The 16,152-nt window shown below is 49.8% G+C and carries 13 protein-coding genes; 10 read left to right on the top strand and 3 right to left on the bottom strand.

The features are described 5' to 3' along the window. Positions 1–18: 18 nt before the first annotated feature. A complete protein-coding gene (locus tag JIE71_RS09265) occupies positions 19–852 on the bottom strand; it encodes an amino acid ABC transporter substrate-binding protein (RefSeq protein WP_199508431.1) in 834 nt (277 codons plus the stop codon). Positions 853–1,218: 366 nt separating this feature from the next. After that, the gene (locus JIE71_RS09260) at positions 1,219–1,980 is read right to left on the bottom strand and encodes a UTRA domain-containing protein (RefSeq protein WP_199508430.1); all 762 of its coding nucleotides are present in this window, start codon (positions 1,978–1,980) and stop codon (positions 1,219–1,221) included. A gap of 229 nt (positions 1,981–2,209) precedes the next feature. On the opposite strand from JIE71_RS09260, the gene hutU reads away from it, so the two are divergent. The 10 genes from hutU (at position 2,210) to JIE71_RS09210 (ending at position 13,797) form a co-directional block, all read left to right on the top strand. After that, positions 2,210–3,910 carry a urocanate hydratase gene (hutU, locus tag JIE71_RS09255; protein ID WP_199508429.1) on the top strand — a complete coding sequence of 567 codons (1,701 nt, stop codon included), beginning with the start codon at positions 2,210–2,212 and terminating at the stop codon, positions 3,908–3,910. Between the two features lie 632 nt (positions 3,911–4,542). Further along, positions 4,543–5,478: a YjiH family protein gene (locus JIE71_RS12565; RefSeq protein WP_416232029.1), complete on the top strand. Its 936-nt coding sequence runs from the start codon at positions 4,543–4,545 to the stop codon at positions 5,476–5,478. A 293-nt stretch (positions 5,479–5,771) separates the two neighbouring features. Next, positions 5,772–7,334, top strand: a complete 1,563-nt coding sequence (gene hutH, locus JIE71_RS09245) for a histidine ammonia-lyase (RefSeq protein WP_199508427.1) — start codon at positions 5,772–5,774, stop codon at positions 7,332–7,334. A gap of 90 nt (positions 7,335–7,424) precedes the next feature. Next, a complete protein-coding gene (gene hutG / locus JIE71_RS09240) occupies positions 7,425–8,483 on the top strand; it encodes a formimidoylglutamase (protein WP_199508426.1) in 1,059 nt (352 codons plus the stop codon). Between the two features lie 21 nt (positions 8,484–8,504). After that, positions 8,505–9,818, top strand: a complete 1,314-nt coding sequence (gene hutI, locus JIE71_RS09235; protein WP_199508425.1) for an imidazolonepropionase — start codon at positions 8,505–8,507, stop codon at positions 9,816–9,818. Positions 9,819–10,537: 719 nt separating this feature from the next. Then, entirely contained in the window at positions 10,538–10,900 is a 363-nt protein-coding gene (locus JIE71_RS09230; protein WP_199508424.1) for a roadblock/LC7 domain-containing protein, read from the top strand. A gap of 75 nt (positions 10,901–10,975) precedes the next feature. Next, on the top strand, positions 10,976–11,470 hold the full coding sequence (locus tag JIE71_RS09225; RefSeq protein ID WP_199508423.1) for a PAS domain-containing protein: 495 nt from the start codon (positions 10,976–10,978) through the stop codon (positions 11,468–11,470). Between the two features lie 3 nt (positions 11,471–11,473). Then, positions 11,474–12,229 (top strand): PhnD/SsuA/transferrin family substrate-binding protein, encoded by a 756-nt coding sequence (locus JIE71_RS09220; RefSeq protein WP_199508422.1) that lies wholly within the window; start codon positions 11,474–11,476, stop codon positions 12,227–12,229. A gap of 169 nt (positions 12,230–12,398) precedes the next feature. Next, entirely contained in the window at positions 12,399–13,055 is a 657-nt protein-coding gene (locus JIE71_RS09215) for a hypothetical protein (protein WP_199508421.1), read from the top strand. Between the two features lie 118 nt (positions 13,056–13,173). Next, the gene (locus JIE71_RS09210) at positions 13,174–13,797 is read left to right on the top strand and encodes a hypothetical protein (RefSeq protein WP_199508420.1); all 624 of its coding nucleotides are present in this window, start codon (positions 13,174–13,176) and stop codon (positions 13,795–13,797) included. Positions 13,798–13,943: 146 nt separating this feature from the next. Here JIE71_RS09210 and JIE71_RS09205 read toward each other — a convergent pair whose 3' ends face one another. Next, positions 13,944–16,109, bottom strand: coding sequence for a transglutaminaseTgpA domain-containing protein (locus tag JIE71_RS09205; RefSeq protein WP_199508419.1), 2,166 nt, complete (start codon positions 16,107–16,109; stop codon positions 13,944–13,946). Positions 16,110–16,152 lie beyond the last annotated feature (43 nt).

The following is a 16,152-nucleotide window of genomic DNA, read 5'->3' as shown; positions in this document are numbered from 1 at the left end:
GGTCAGTAAGCCACGTCATTAGTTTTGCTTGCTTATGTCAGCGCCAAAGAATTCTTCACTGATTTTGGTCAGTGTGCCGTCTTGCTCTAGCTCTGCCATAGCGTCATTGATTTTGTTAAGCACATCTTCGTTGCCTTTACGCAAGATGATGCCTGAGCCTGTTTTTTCTGCTGCTGGCGCTTTGAGTTTAATCTCAAGTCCGCTGTTTGGCGTCTTTTTCAAGTAATCAAGGACAGCAAGTTCATCGTTCATGGTCAAGTCAGCACGGTCTTGTTTGACCAGCTCAACCGCTTGCGCCATGCCGTCTACAGGTACGACGGTCGCGCCGTATTTTTCTGCCAACTCACCATAGTTGCTGCTAAGCGACTGCGCTGATCTTAGACCTTTGATAGACTCCCAAGCGTTGTAGCGGTTGTCTTCTTTTTTCGCCAGTACCACCGCACCCGACCAGCTGTAGGCGGTTGATTTGTCGTATTTGGCTTCACGCTCAGGTGTGGTCAAGGCCACTTGGTTGGCAACCATATCAAAGCGCTCTGAATCCAGACCTGCCAGCATTGCGTCCCACTGAGTTTCTTTAAAGTCAACATCCACGCCCAATTTATCGGCGACAGCGCGGGTGACTTCGACATCATAGCCTGTCAACTTGCCACTTTCATCATGATAGGTAAACGGAGGATATGTGCCCTCAGTACCAACAGTAATCGTGCCGCCATTGTCAATGCGCTGCAATAAATCAGAACCCGCGTCTTTGCTGGCGTCCGCAGCGGTATCGGTGTTGCCTGATTGGTTACAAGCGGCAAGTAAAGCGCTGCCTGCAATAATGGGCAGTAGGGTTAAATAACGACGTTTCATGAGAAATCCTTGTATTAATCAGTAAACCCATTGCTATAGCGATTAAGCGCTCAATATTTGGATGATAAAGCATCGAGCGCTCATCAGCCGCTGAGCGATAGGTCGAATAATAGTCTGTGCATGTGGCTGCACAATCTAAGGGCAACAGCAGTATTTTTCAATAGTCAATGACAAAAACACTGCATGACAGCAGCGACACAAGCGCGCTGTTTTGCTCTGTTTTTGTTTTAAATACAGATAGAATTGACTATAACGGAAAATGGCTGCGTCTCTCCGTTGCGATTGCGTGTGGTCATTGTGTATGACGGCTATGATGGCAGTCACCCATTCGTGGTGACCTATTGCATACGCAACTGAGCGCAGGCGCTACAGCTCGCCTGAGAACTGATAGCGGTCGCCTGCATGCCACATGCGCACTACAGTCACGGTTTGTCCCGCTGAATACGTCTGACGGCACAGTACGAGGGTCGGCGACTGCGGCGCAATATTCAGCGCATCGGCAATCTCGTCATTGGCGGGCTGCGCACTGATGGTATAGCTGCCACGCTCTAATGGAACTTCTGCGACCAAATAATCACTGGTATTAACCACGGTAAAATCTTGCTCAATAAACTGCGGAACGCGCTTGGTATCGACCCAGCGCTCCTCTAATTGAATCGGCTCGCCATCAGCGATATGCAGAATTTTGACCTCATACAGTACCGCCTCGGTATCGACCGTCTCATTTTTCTTAGCTTTTCTGCCTTTACCCTTTTCGTCAATGTGAAAGTGCTGGCGTAGTGACTCACTGAGCATGGCTTTGGTCAAGACGCGCTTGGACATCACTTTTGCTTCATAGGCGCGGTTGGCCGATTTTAAATCCTCAGCGATGTTACGCACCTCGACGAAAGTGTGATTGAACTGCTGCTGCGCCACAAATGTGCCTGAACCTTGGCGACGCTCTAATACTCGCTCTTCGCTCAGCTCTTTGAGCGCACGATTTACGGTCATGCGCGAGACGCCAAACTCCTCTGCGAGCGCCATTTCAGTCGATATGGCCGTGCCTGCGGCCCACGTTCCTTGATGAATATTGTTCAAAATGGCTTGTTTGATGCGTTGATACGCAGGCATGGGTTTGCTCTTGGTCATGGCAGGCTCGTTTTGCGTAAATAAACTTATCATAGCACGGCAAATGGTCATGTTTTACTTATCACTCATGCCGATTTTGCAAAAGTTAAGACAAAACCGTACTAAAAATTTAAAAAAATGCTTGCATAGCGTCTTTTTCCTTGATAATTTGTATATACAAATAAAGTTATGGAACAGGCAGCCACGTTTGCTGCTCACGATTTGCCCCTCATGTGATTAAGGAATGATTATGACCAAGCACACCACCTATACCCGCCGTGACGAGAGCCGAGAAATCAAAGCCCCAACAGGCACGACGCTCAATTGCAAAAGCTGGCTGACCGAAGCGCCCTATCGTATGCTACAAAACAACCTACACCCCGATGTGGCAGAAAATCCAAAAAGCCTCGTGGTGTATGGCGGCATTGGGCGTGCGGCACGTAACTGGGAAAGCTACGACCAAATCTTGGCCTCATTAAAAGAGCTCGAAGACGACCAAACCTTACTTGTGCAATCGGGCAAACCTGTTGGCGTATTCCAAACACACAGCGATGCGCCGCGTGTGTTGATTGCCAACTCAAACCTTGTGCCCCGCTGGGCAACGTGGTCACACTTTAATGAGCTCGACCGCAAAGACTTATTTATGTATGGACAGATGACCGCGGGCAGCTGGATTTATATCGGTACGCAAGGCATCGTCCAAGGCACGTACGAAACCTTTGCCGAAGCAGGTCGCCAGCATTATGACGGTAGCTGGAGCGGACGCTGGATTTTGACCGCAGGTTTGGGTGGTATGGGCGGCGCGCAGCCGTTAGCCGCGACCTTTGCAGGCGCAACCTCACTGAACATCGAATGCCAGCAATCAAGCATTGATTTTCGTCTGCGTACTGGCTACGTGGACAAGCAAGCACGCGACCTCGACCACGCGTATGAATTGATTGAACAGCACACCAAAGCAGGTGAAGCCATTTCTATCGCGCTTCTTGGCAACGCGGCAGACATCTTGCCAGAAATGGTCAAACGCGCCCAAAACGGCGGCTTGAAGCCTGACTTGGTCACCGACCAAACCTCAGCGCACGACCTCATCAATGGCTATCTGCCAAGCGGCTGGAGTGTGGAGGAATGGAAAGCGGCGCAAGACGACCCAAGCCAACATGACAAACTGACCATAGACGCGGCACAATCATGCGCGGTACACGTACAAGCGATTTTGGACTTTCAAGACATGGGCGTGCCTGCTACTGATTACGGCAACAACATTCGCCAAGTAGCGTTTGATGAAGGCGTCAAGAATGCCTTTGACTTCCCAGGCTTTGTCCCTGCCTATATTCGCCCGCTGTTCTGCCAAGGTAAAGGCCCATTCCGCTGGGTGGCGCTGTCTGGCGACCCAGAAGACATCTATAAGACCGACCAAAAAATCAAAGAGCTGTTCCCCGAAAACACCCACGTACACCGCTGGCTGGATATGGCAAAAGAACGCATTCAGTTCCAAGGCTTGCCTGCACGTATCTGCTGGTTAGGACTGGGAGAGCGCGACAAAGCAGGGCTTGCCTTTAACGAAATGGTCAAAAATGGCGAGCTAAAAGGCCCAATCGTTATCGGTCGCGACCACTTAGATACAGGCTCGGTCGCCAGCCCTAATCGCGAGACCGAAAGCATGAAAGACGGCTCGGACGCGGTGTCGGATTGGGCACTCTTAAACGGTATGCTCAACGTGGCAGGCGGCGCGACGTGGGTATCCCTACATCACGGCGGCGGTGTGGGCATGGGCTACTCGCAGCATTCAGGTATGGTCATCGTCGCGGACGGTACAGAAGCGGCAGAGAAACGTCTGGCGCGCGTGCTGGTCAATGATTGCGGCTCAGGTGTTATGCGTCATGCGGATGCAGGCTACGAGCTGGCGATTAAAACGGCAAAAGACTACGGCTTAAACTTACCGATGATTGACTGATAATCAGCCGTAGCTCAGCAAAGCGCTCGCGTCTGTGATGACAACAAGCTCACAGACGCTATGTCGCTACTAGGGCGTGTCCCTAGAATACCCTTATCAAGGAGGATAAGATGAAAAGTAACAGCCAAAGCTCCCAAAGCGCACTGCCAAACGAGACAGACGCACACGCGGATACCTCAAAGGTAGCAGTTGAGGGCGCACCGCTCAAAAGCGCGCCTATCTTGCCAAGCACTGAGACACTAAATACGTTCGAGGATGACGCGCCGTTACTGTCCAAGACACGCGGCATCGTACAATTAATTGTGTTTAGCGCCATTGGGCTGGTGATGTTTTTTGTGCCGTTTACCATTGGCGGTAAAAGCACCATCTTATTCGACCACGGCGCGACCTATTTGGTCAGCCAGCAGCATACTTTAGCGGTGATGTTGCTGTTTTTATTGATGCTGTACGGCGTTGCCAAGCCCTTTATTGACAAGTCATGGCGTGCCAGCATGACCAATACTGTTTTGACCGTGTTTAAGGTTTTGGGCTTAGTGCTCGCGGTATTATACGTCACGGGTACTGCCCCCGCCTTTATGATGGAAGCGGACATGCTGCCGTTTTTGTTTGAAAAATTGGCGTTGCCTGTGGGCATGATAGTGCCAATTGGCGCGCTGATTTTGGCATTTCTGGTGGGCTTTGGCTTGCTCGAGATGTTTGGCGTACTGATGCAGCCGATTATGAAACCGATTTGGAAAACCCCTGGCGCATCGGCGATTGATGCGGTGGCGTCCTTTGTTGGCAGTTATTCGATTGGCTTATTGATTACCAACCGCGTGTATCTGCAAAAGCAATATTCGGCGCGTGAGGCGATTATCATTGCCACAGGGTTTTCGACCGTATCGGCCGCGTTTATGGTCATTGTTGCCAAGACTTTAGGCTTGATGGAATTTTGGAATCTGTTCTTTTGGTCGACGCTCGTGATTACCTTTATCGTGACCGCCATTACTGCACGCATTCCACCGATTAGCCGCGCCGACGATACGTCCAACCGCCCCGAAATGGACAACCATAAAGGCAAGCGCTTAGCAGCGGCTTGGGATTTGGGCTTAGCGACCTCGCGCCGTGCGACCGATTTGCCACAGATTTTGTGGTCAAACTTCCGTGACGGCGTGGTGATGGCAGCCGCGATTGTGCCGTCTATCATTGCCGTGGGTTTGACAGGGCTTATCTTAGCCAAATACACACCCGTTTTTGACATCATTGGCCTAGCGCTGTATCCCTTTACCGCCGTGACGGGTATGCCTGAGCCGCTAGAAGCCGCAAAAGGCATGTCGGCAGGCTTAGCAGAGATGTTCTTACCCGCGCTATTGCTGGCGGATGCGGACATTTTGGTGCGCTATGTGGCGGGCGTCATCTCGATTAGCAGCGTGCTGTTTTTCTCCGCGATGATTCCTTGCGTCCTTGCCACCGAGATTCCACTATCGGTTGGTAAAATGGTCGTCATCTGGTTTCAACGCGTGGTGCTCAGTATTGTATTAGCGGGCGCGTTTGGACAGCTGGCACTGGCGCTACATTGGTTGGGATAAATACAATTTATTCTTTATACAGCTGATATGGCGTGATGAGACGGTATTTTTCGTAGCCTCTGCAGACATCGTCACAGCAAGCAAGAAAAATATCGTCTAATCGCATACCACCAGTTTAAAAAACAGATAATAAACACGGTGTGGTTAAGAAAAACGGCAACGTTTAACCCCCATATTTTTAATAAAAAATCAGGCAAGTGAGGAGCGCACTTAAACGTCGCCTATTTGCCAAAAATATATACCGCCCGCAGCACGGGCGCACCCACAAAAAAGTACCTGACAGGAGCACCACCATGACCGAGCAGACCAACCACTTTGAGATTGTCCCCAAACACATCAGCTTTGCCCAACTGCGCCGCATTTATAACGCGCCTGTACGCGTCTCGCTGCCTGAGAGCGCTTATGCAGCGATTGACGACTCGCACGCCAATGTACAGACCATCATTGCCCGTGATAAGAGCGCTTATGGCATCAATACGGGTTTTGGTCTGCTTGCCAAGACACGTATCAGCGATGACCAGTTGGAGCTTTTGCAGCGCAATTTGATTATTTCGCATTCGGTCGGCACAGGTGAGCGTCTGCCTGATGGCGTGGTGCGCCTGATTATGGTCATGAAGGTCGCCAGCCTCGCCCAAGGCGTATCGGGTGTGCGCCGCGCAGTGATTGATGGTCTGCTGGCGCTGATTAATAATGACATCATTCCCAATATCCCTGCCAAAGGTTCGGTCGGCGCGTCAGGGGATCTTGCGCCATTATCGCACATGACCCTAGCCTTGATGGGTGAAGGTGATGTGTACGTCAATGGCGAAGCGGTTGCGGCAGCGGACGCACTGGCGGCAAAAGGCATTGAGCCAATTACTTTGGCAGCCAAAGAAGGCTTAGCACTGATTAATGGCACGCAAGTCTCGACCGCCCTTGCCCTACGCGGTTATTTCTTAGCCCAAGATTTATTAGAGTCCGCGACCGTGGTCGGCTCACTGTCAATTGATGCGGCAAAAGGCTCGGACGCGCCGTTTGATGCGCGTATTCACGAAGTGCGCGGGCATCATGGACAGATACAGATTGCCAAGACGCACCGCCACTTAATCGAAGGCAGCGAGATTCGCGCCTCGCACCAAGGCGACCACGACAGCCGAGTACAAGACCCGTACTGCCTACGCTGTCAGCCACAGGTGATGGGCGCGTGTCTTGACATTATCAATCAAGCGGGCAACACCTTGCTGATTGAAGCCAACGCCGTGACGGACAACCCGTTGATTTTTAATAATGAAGACGGTCCTGTGGCGATTTCTGGCGGTAACTTCCATGCCGAGCCTGTGGCGTTCGCCGCTGACATTTTAGCATTGGCGATTGCGGAGATTGGCGCGATGTCTGAGCGCCGTGTGGCACTGCTGATTGATGCCACTTTGTCAGGCTTACCGCCATTTTTGGTCGAGAATGCAGGCGTCAACTCAGGCTTTATGATTGCGCACGTGACCGCCGCCGCGCTCGCTTCTGAAAACAAATCCATCGCCCACCCTGGCAGCGTGGACAGTATTCCAACTTCTGCCAACCAAGAAGACCACGTGTCGATGGCGACTTATGCCGCGCGCCGTCTTTTTGAAATGGCACATAACAGCGCGACCATCATCGGTATTGAGCTGCTTGCCGCCGCGCAAGGCATCGACTTTCACCGCGACCTTGCGACCTCCACACCGCTACATACCGCGCATCAGCGCTTGCGTGATGAGGTGAGTTTTTATGACAAGGACCGCTACTTTGCCCCCGATATCGAAGCGGCAAAACAGCTGGTCATGAGTGGCGCACTCACCGAGCATTGGCAAGCGCTGCGCGCCGATTGGTATCACGCCCGCTAAGCTTCACCACCACGCGCATTGCTATTTTTAGAGTGCGCGTTGGCGTTTATCTCTTAGGATAGGTTTAGCAAAAATATAAGGAAACACTTTATGAGCATCAGCGTACAGACGAGCGCGATGGACAGCCATCTTTGGACAGGTCGCGCCGAGCCTTTTGAGAGCGCACGCGCCCGCTACTGGTATCAAGTCGCCGCGCCATACAGTGCACAGGCGGTCGGACTCGTAGGCTTTGCCTGTGACCAAGGGGTGCGCCGCAATCAAGGACGTGTGGGCGCAAAAGACGCGCCGCCGATGATTCGCCAAGCCTTTGCCAAACTGCCCATCACAGCGGCAATCCAGCAGCGCTACAGTGATGATAATGCTTTGGCACAGCTGCTCGGCGATGCAGGCGACATCCACTGTCTCGATGAGGATACGCTGTCCGATGACGTGCTAGAAACCGCCCAGCAGCAATACGCCGACACAATGACGCAAGTGCTTAATCAAGGCGGTTTGGCGGTCGGTCTTGGCGGCGGTCATGCCATTGCTTACGGCAGCTTTTTAGGCTTATGGCAGCATTTAACTGTCAATAACGATAAAGAAAATAACAACAATGCTCGTAAAAACAACGACCAACTACCACGCATCGGTATTTTAAATTTTGATGCGCATTTGGATTTACGTCAAGCACCTATGGCGACCTCTGGCACGCCGTTTCGTCAGATTAGCGAGCACTTAAACGCGCACGGACAGCCGTTTCACTATTGCTGCATTGGTGTCAGCCGTTTTTCTAATACCGCTGCTTTGTTTGACCGCGCCGAGGATTTACAAGTCACTATCATCAGTGATGAAGCGTGCGCCGAGCAGCCGTGGACAAAGATTGCCGCTCAGATAGATGCCTTTATGGCAGAGATTGACGTGCTGTATATGACCATTGATATGGACTGCTTCCCCGCTGCCATCGTACCTGGGGTGAGCGCGCCTGCCGCTTATGGTATCGCCCTGCCCTTTGTCGAGCGCTGCATTCAGCATCTTTTTGCTACAGGTAAAGTCAAAGTCGCGGACATCGCCGAGATTAATCCCGCCTTTGATATCGACCAGCGCAGCGCGAAAGTTGCTGCCCGCTTGCTGGCACTGATTACTGAGCAGCAGCTTCTACACTCATCGTAAACCCATCACAGGAGACGTTGCATGACTGATAATTCTGATATTAATAATTCCAATATTGATGAAAGTAACAGCGACCGATTTAGCCACTTTGATAGCGTGATTATTAACGCCAACGTCGCGACTTTTTCAAAAAAGTATGGCTTTCATTTAGCAAAACAAAAAGATGACAACGCCGAGCTGTACGGGCAACTTTTTGATGCTGCCATTGGTATTAAAGACGGACGCATCGCATGGCTGGGCGCACAGCAAGACATCGCGCCGCATCTGCATGATTACAGCAAAGCTAAAATTACCGATGCCAAAGGCAGCTGGGTCACCCCAGGACTGATTGATTGCCACACGCATTTGGTTTATGCGGGCAATCGCAGTAATGAATTTGAGGCAAGACTGCACGGCGCAAGCTATCAAGACATTGCCAAACAAGGCGGCGGTATCGTCGCGACCGTACAAGCCACCCGCGATGCGAGCATGGATAGCTTGCTGGCGCAAAGTGAAAAGCGCCTGCAAGCGCTATTGGCAGAAGGCGTCACCAGTATCGAGATAAAATCAGGCTACGGTCTGAACCTTGAGACCGAGCGCAAGATGCTGCAAGCGGCGCGTATACTCGCAGACAAATACCCTGTGCATATCCGCACCACCTACCTTGCTGCGCACGCCCTACCCGCTGAATACAAAGAACGCAGCGATGACTATATCGACGCGGTGTGCGACTGGATGCAGGTGTTACACAGCGAGGGCTTGATTGATGCGGTCGATGGCTTTTGTGAAAACATTGCCTTTAGTACCGCACAAATCAAGCGTGTGTTCGATACCGCGCGCGACCTGAATTTGCCTGTCAAGCTGCACGCCGACCAGTTGTCGAACATGGGTGGTAGCAGCTTGGTCGCCGAATATAAAGGATTATCGAGCGACCATTTAGAGCACTTGTCCGAAGCCGACATTCAGCAGATGGCGGCGCACGGCACGGTCGCTGTCTTGCTGCCAGGGGCATTTTATACCTTGCGCGATACCACCTTGCCGCCGATTGATACCTTGCGTCAGTATGGCGTGCCGATGGCGCTGTCTACCGACTGTAATCCTGGCACATCACCATTAACATCCTTATTGCTCACGATGAATATGGGCTGCACGCTGTTTTATTTGACGCCTGAAGAAGTCTTAGCAGGCACGACCGTCCACGCAGCAAAAGCGCTGGGACTGGATAATAAAGGCAAAATCGAAGTAGGCTGTGATGCCGACTTGGTGCTGTGGGACATCGCCCGTCCTGCTGATCTGTGCGCGCAGATAGGACTGAATCCTGCCGAGCGCGTCATGTATCAGGGACAGTGGCGCTAAGCGCTTACCCATTTTTACAGTCTTATAAACAACGCCCTGCCTCGAATCACTCGGGGCTTTTTTATGTTTGAAGATAAGCGCATCTGCGAAAATAGCCTTATCGCTAGGGTGCGTCCTCAATAAGCACATTGACTCATTTAGCGGTCTTAAACTGGCTGAATCTTGCCAAACAGCATCAAAAGTTTTGTAAATATGCCTATATTCTCTGCAATTTTCTTGTTTGACGACGATTTATCTTATTTTAAACCTCGCTGTATAAATGATGACACGCCCTAAAACCTTTGTTCTACTTTTATCAGTATTTTTAATAGACTTATGTACCTCTATACAAACTAATGCTACTTATATCACGAACGGTTATCAGACTTATAGAAATATTATTCCTATAATAGGATGAGTGGCTGTTTATGCGTCATCATCGCGCAATCTCATTGCGAAAACCAATAAAATGACTTATAAGCACCATTAATATGCGTTTTTATGACAAAAAACCCAACAAAAGATAGTATCCTCAATAAACAAGCTATAACAATTTGTTTATAAGGGGTGTAAATTATTAGATGAACGGTTATAATCTATAAAATAATAAAAACTATATCAATATAGGGATATCAATATAGATAGTAAGGTATTATAATATCCAACCTTTAAACAAAACTATTTTTTGGTTTTATTTTTAGCGACATATCGATTCCACCATCACTGATAGAGATACTCTTATGCGTACAGATTCTTTCCAACAAGTCTTAGAAGATTTGAACAGTGGCTCTACCGACGTTGAAGCGTCTGCTTTGATTTCTAATGACGGCTTAGTCATAGCTTCAGCATTACCTTCAAATGTGGATGAAGATCGTGTGGGTGCGATGTCAGCGGCGCTACTGTCATTGGGTGATCGTGCAGGGCGTGAGTTGGCGCGCGGGAGTATGGATCGCATTATGATTCAAGGTGAGCAAGGTTACGTTATCATGACGTCTGCAGGTGACGAGGCGGTACTCACCATTATGGCCAAGCCCAATGCAAAGCTGGGTCTGATATTTTTGGACATTAAACGTGCTGCCAGCGCTCTTGCCAATCTGTTATAACTCCATAGTGAGTGGGAAATAATCGCTGGCTTATGAATAATGATGACAATGATAAACAGATAAAAGGAGTTAAGCATGGGTTCTGTACTTGCTGACGCTGTAAAACCTGATGCTCCCGCCAAAGCGGTCACCATGAACTATCACGATGGCAGCTCACGTGTGGTTTACGATTCAGATATTGAGCGCCCCTATCCTGATGGCAAATTGATCGTTTCGCGCACTGATTTGGACGGTATGATTACGCACGTTAATGATGCGTTTGTAGAGATTAGTGGTTATACCGAAGAGGAATTGATTGGCAAACCGCACTATATTTTGCGCCACCCTGATATGCCAAAAGCTGCTTATAACGACTTGTGGGGTACGGTTGAAGCGGGCAATAAATGGCATGGTTATGTCAAAAATTTATGTAAAGATGGTAGCCATTATTGGGTCTATGCCACGGTCGTACCGAATGTCCGTCACGGCAAAACGGTAGGCTTTACCTCAGTACGTCGTAAACCATCGCGTAGCAAAATTGACGCCGCACGCGCGCAATATGCTGACATGACTGCCAATGAGGACAAATAAATCATGACTGATAAAGCTTATAACATGCTCATTGCCCCTGATTTCTCGCCAGAGCGCTTTGCAGGTTGGCACATGTTTAATACCCTACTACAAAAACGTACAGGGCTAAAAATGCACCTAAACATGCCCTCTTCGCACAAAGAACAAGAAGACTTGGTCAGCAGCAGCGACGTTCATGTGATTTACGCCAACCCTTTTGATGCAGCCGACCTGATTCGCACGCATGGTTACCGCGCAGTTGCGCGTCCGATTAACAAATCGGACGAAATGGTGATTGCTACCGCTGCAAACAGTGATATCACGGCATTAGATATGCTGCCAAAAGGCGCACAGATTGCTATGGCGGACAACCGCGATGTTAAATTGATTGGTCTGCGTTTGCTTGAGGCGGTCGATTTAACCGAAGACGACTTGGTTTGGGATGTCACTGACACTTACCAAGCTGCTGCGCGCAAGATTATTAAAGGCGAGGCACAAGCAGGGTTTTTCTTAGCTGAGATTTATCACGGTTTGTCACGTTTGACCAAGATGCAACTACAGGTATTGATTGAAAGCGACATTGCTGATATCAGCCATGTAATGCTGGTTAAGGGCAACTGTGAGGATGCGCAAGCCTTTACGGAGACCTTACTCAGCTTTCATAACGATGCTGACGGTAAAGCGGTACTCGACGAGCTGGGCTTTAACGAAGGCTTTGAGGCTATGAGCGAAGAAGATGCCGAGTTTATGCTCGATTTGATGGAGACGTTATTGGATTAATGGTCGGTCGTATCATGGTTTGCCATCGGCTGTGATAGACCCAAGGTTGTGTGCATGGTAGATACGTTGATAATGCCGCCACATAAGCTTACTTATTTTTTTACTAAAGCTGTGATGTTGCACTCGTGATTCATTATAGGTTTGGTATCTGATTATAGAGGATATTATCATGGTCGATTTTTCTACAATTGATGATAACAAGATGGTAGCGCGCCGTACATTTCGCCATTTTTCTCGTAAGGTGTTTGCCAATCCAACCCATCGCCCTTATCACGAAGCGCGTATCAAAGCAGCGCTTCAGCTCTCTGAGCGCGAGCCTTTACAAGGTGCGGTTGCCGACTATTTCTACGCCTGCTGGTACGACATTCCTTATGAAGGTTTGGAGATATTTTCTATGATACAAGGGCGCTTGCATCTACAGATTGAGCAGGCGTTTTTAAACTGTATCAACAAGCTTGATTATATACGCCACAGCAGCACGTTTGCGACGCGCTGGAGTGTGCTTGTTACGCCATCATTAAATGTACAGTCGCATCGCTTGCGTATCAGTAGCGATGATGCCAAAGAGATTGCCAAGAACATCACTGTGGAATTGATGCATGCTCAAGCAGAGCATGACATCCGCAGTATTGAACAAATAGAAGATGAGTTTTTTGCGCACTGCTTGGCCTGTAATGACCGTGTGGCTTTCTCTATCGTTTGGTTTCGTTTGGGTAAGAGTAATTGGCAATTTGATGAACGCTGGCGCGCCTGTCAAAAGTCTTTAGAACAAAATCAGTATGCCGAAACAGTTGATAATGTAGAAACTAAGGGTACAGAAGCTTGATGCGTACCGCTACTATGGGCGCTGCTTGATGTGCTTGTATGATATGCCCTAGCTGATGACAAGCCTGTGGGTTTGCCATTTTATTATTGATGCTTTTGCACTTTATGAGGTCGCTTTTATGTCTATTCTCGAAAACGCTGACAAATCCTACATTACCTTAACACCTGCGGGTGTCTTTGAGGCATTTTCGCAGCGTGAGCCGACGGCCATGCAACTATCATTACAGGCGCTTTTGTCGCATCATGAAACGATGCTGATATCGACTTGGTTAAAAGAATATCCTGAAATGTGGCTTGAGAGTTTTGATGAGCAAGGGTTTATCGAGAAACTAACGACCTTTTTGCCAGCACCTGATTTGCCGCTTGATCAATTCTTGCCGTACGTGGTGGCCAGTCTTTCAGGTAAGCGCCGCGCGGCCATTGCTTCTGACGATGGTTTTTGTTTGGCACGTATTGGTTACACTCAGGACGAAGCGGATACGTTAAGTGTGGCAGCAGCAGACTTTTCAGGCTTTATGCAGCGCCAAAAAACACGCGGTTGGGCAGTTGAAGGGCGCGCCATTTCATTCTTTCAGCAGGTAGACTTGCTGATTCCTGATACCAGCTTTGTATTTTTGTGGATTGATGACGCAGGCTATGCGCTGATTATTGATGGTGAACCCCTAACCAACAATCGCGCCTTTGTTGAGCTGATTTGGGGCATTAAAAACTCTGCGCTTAAATTTGTCGATGATGCGTATTAATATGCGCTATCTGCGCCTATCTAAAAAACAGCACATGACCAAGCGGTGATGTGCTGTTTTTTTTGGATGGTTAGAGCGTGTCTTCAATTCAAACGTCTATGACTAAATGGGATAAAAATGAAGACACGCCCTAGACATTTTATAGATTACTTATACACCGTTTGTACATCGGTACGCAGCTGTTTGAGCGCCGCTTGATAGTCCGCGTCTTTGATATCTTTTTCACTAAGACGACCATAGCGCAGTTGCCGATAGCGCTGCGCGGTAAGGTTTAAGGCAGCAATGGTGTCACTGTCTTCAATCTCACCGCTGTCTACCAGACGCTTTAGCCACGCCAGCTGCCCTTCATTATCCGCCCGTGCCAGCGCTTGCTGCTGCTTACCAATACGCTTGGACAGTTGTACTAAAGGGCGGTCGGCAGGATGCCATTTGTGACGGCGGCGATACCAAAGGGTTAAGACAATCAAAGTCGCAAGCATCAATACGCTACCAATCAGCCATAGCAGCTGCTCGGTCATCGAACGGATATTAAACCATTTTAATAGGGCGTTTTCTTGCTTGTCTTGGTCATAGCCGACGATGTCTTTTTGCCAATAATAACTGGCTTGATCTGAAAAGCGGCGCAGTGCTTGGAGCATCTGATACTGTTGATAGCTGATTTGCGCGCCCGCCCCATCACCGAACATCGCCGCGCCTTGTGAGGCAGTGACCGCCTCCATACCCGACTCGACACGCTCAGGCGCGACAAATGCCGTAGGGTCCATACGTACCCAGCCCTGTCCCGCGAGCCACACTTCGACCCATGCGTGCGCGTCCAGTTGGCGCACTTCCCACACCCCGCCACCACGCGACAACCTGCCACCTTGATAGCCTGCCACGACACGTGCAGGAATACCCACCGCGCGCATCATAAAAGCAAAGCTTGACGCATAATGCTCACAAAATCCCGCTTGGGTGTCGAATAAAAAATCATCGATGCGCTCGTCACCGAGTGGCGGCGGTGACAACGTATAGCGAAAATTACCCTGTCGCACCATACGCTCTATGGCTTGAATATAGCGTATAGGCTCGTTGCCAGACTCATCGAACAAGCGTTTCGCCAGCGCGTGCGCTTTTGGGTTACCTGCGCTGGGTAAGGTGACATTGATACGTTCATCACGCTCGCTCAGCTGGTCATCAATCTGCATGGACTGAGAGCGCAGTACGTCATAGCGGCGCTGCTGCGTTATAGGCTCTTGATTACGTAGCGTAAAGTTAGAAGTCAATAGGATCGAGCGGTCACTTGGTAAGGGGTAATCAAGTGCAAATAGCCAGTTTTGCTGGGTTGGCTCAAGAATAATGCGGTACTGCTCAAGACTGTTTTGTTCCGCTTCTGGTATGCTTGCTATCGCTTGGCGTATCCATAGAGGCGCTGACTCACCGCTGCGCCACGTATCCTCATTTGGGTGTGGTCGCCATGTGACACCATCAAAATCGCTAAATACGAGCCCGCGCCAATACAGCTGACTTTGGGCAGGGCGCTCGCCTGTAAATTCAGCGCGAAAGGCGAGCTCGGTGGACTGACTTAAATTGGCAAAGTCGCCAGGCGACATGCTATCAGACACGCCAGTCTTAGCTTGCTGGCCTGAGAGCTGCACCGACCACAAGGGCGGCAAACGCGGAAAAAATAAAAACAGTACCACCAGTAAGGGCAAAGCGGCGGCGCATAAGACCCCAAGGCTACGCAGACGACCTTCACCGTCTGTATTGCCATCGTCATTTAGAGCAATAAAGGCCAGTAATACCGTTAAAACACCTATTACTGCCTGAATCGCTGTCAGTACCCCTTGATCCATCAAAAACAGCGCTGCCACGACGAATAACGACAGATTTAAGACCACATACGCATCGCGCCGCTTATACAGCTCCCACAGCTTACTGACCAAGCACAGCACTAAAAACGCCACACCCATATCCAGCCCGAAAGCCGTCTGATAGGTCAGCCACAACCCCAAAAGCCCCAATAAAAACCCAAACATCTGCATGCCTTGGTACCAGCGTTTGATCTGACCATAGGGGCGGATGCGGCGTTTAACAGCGGGCAGCTGCGCCATAATACTGATAAGCGCAAAACCAATGAGCCATAGTGGCAGATGCGCGGCATGCGGTACGATAACGACGACTTGAGCAATCAGTAGCCAATAATAGGCAGGAAGCGCCATGATACGTTGCCAGCGAGTACGCGGCTGTATTGGCGTGCGCGTAGGCATACCAAGTGCCAATGCGGCAAAATGGATGTCTGTGGTGTCGGTCACATCGCTTGCCTTCGCCATGGCGGTTTTCTCATCCCTTATTTTTTTATTATTGGCTGGTGGT

The organism is Psychrobacter sp. bablab_jr014 (assembly GCF_016464015.1).
In the GTDB taxonomy this organism is placed as follows: Bacteria; Pseudomonadota; Gammaproteobacteria; order Pseudomonadales; family Moraxellaceae; genus Psychrobacter.
The sequence above is the reverse complement of the archived record's forward strand: the minus strand, read 5'-3'. Positions and strand labels throughout refer to the sequence as shown.

Coding starts and splice junctions, on each gene's coding strand:
- JIE71_RS09220 (WP_199508422.1), top strand. CDS start 11,474: ATGACTGATAAAGCTTATAACATGCTCATTGCCCCTGATTTCTCGCCA.
- JIE71_RS12565 (WP_416232029.1), top strand. CDS start 4,543: ATGATAGTGCCAATTGGCGCGCTGATTTTGGCATTTCTGGTGGGCTTT.
- JIE71_RS09225 (WP_199508423.1), top strand. CDS start 10,976: ATGGGTTCTGTACTTGCTGACGCTGTAAAACCTGATGCTCCCGCCAAA.
- hutG (WP_199508426.1), top strand. CDS start 7,425: ATGAGCATCAGCGTACAGACGAGCGCGATGGACAGCCATCTTTGGACA.
- JIE71_RS09265 (WP_199508431.1), bottom strand. CDS start 852: ATGAAACGTCGTTATTTAACCCTACTGCCCATTATTGCAGGCAGCGCT.
- hutU (WP_199508429.1), top strand. CDS start 2,210: ATGACCAAGCACACCACCTATACCCGCCGTGACGAGAGCCGAGAAATC.
- hutI (WP_199508425.1), top strand. CDS start 8,505: ATGACTGATAATTCTGATATTAATAATTCCAATATTGATGAAAGTAAC.
- JIE71_RS09215 (WP_199508421.1), top strand. CDS start 12,399: ATGGTCGATTTTTCTACAATTGATGATAACAAGATGGTAGCGCGCCGT.
- hutH (WP_199508427.1), top strand. CDS start 5,772: ATGACCGAGCAGACCAACCACTTTGAGATTGTCCCCAAACACATCAGC.
- JIE71_RS09230 (WP_199508424.1), top strand. CDS start 10,538: ATGCGTACAGATTCTTTCCAACAAGTCTTAGAAGATTTGAACAGTGGC.
- JIE71_RS09260 (WP_199508430.1), bottom strand. CDS start 1,980: ATGACCAAGAGCAAACCCATGCCTGCGTATCAACGCATCAAACAAGCC.
- JIE71_RS09205 (WP_199508419.1), bottom strand. CDS start 16,109: ATGGCGAAGGCAAGCGATGTGACCGACACCACAGACATCCATTTTGCC.
- JIE71_RS09210 (WP_199508420.1), top strand. CDS start 13,174: ATGTCTATTCTCGAAAACGCTGACAAATCCTACATTACCTTAACACCT.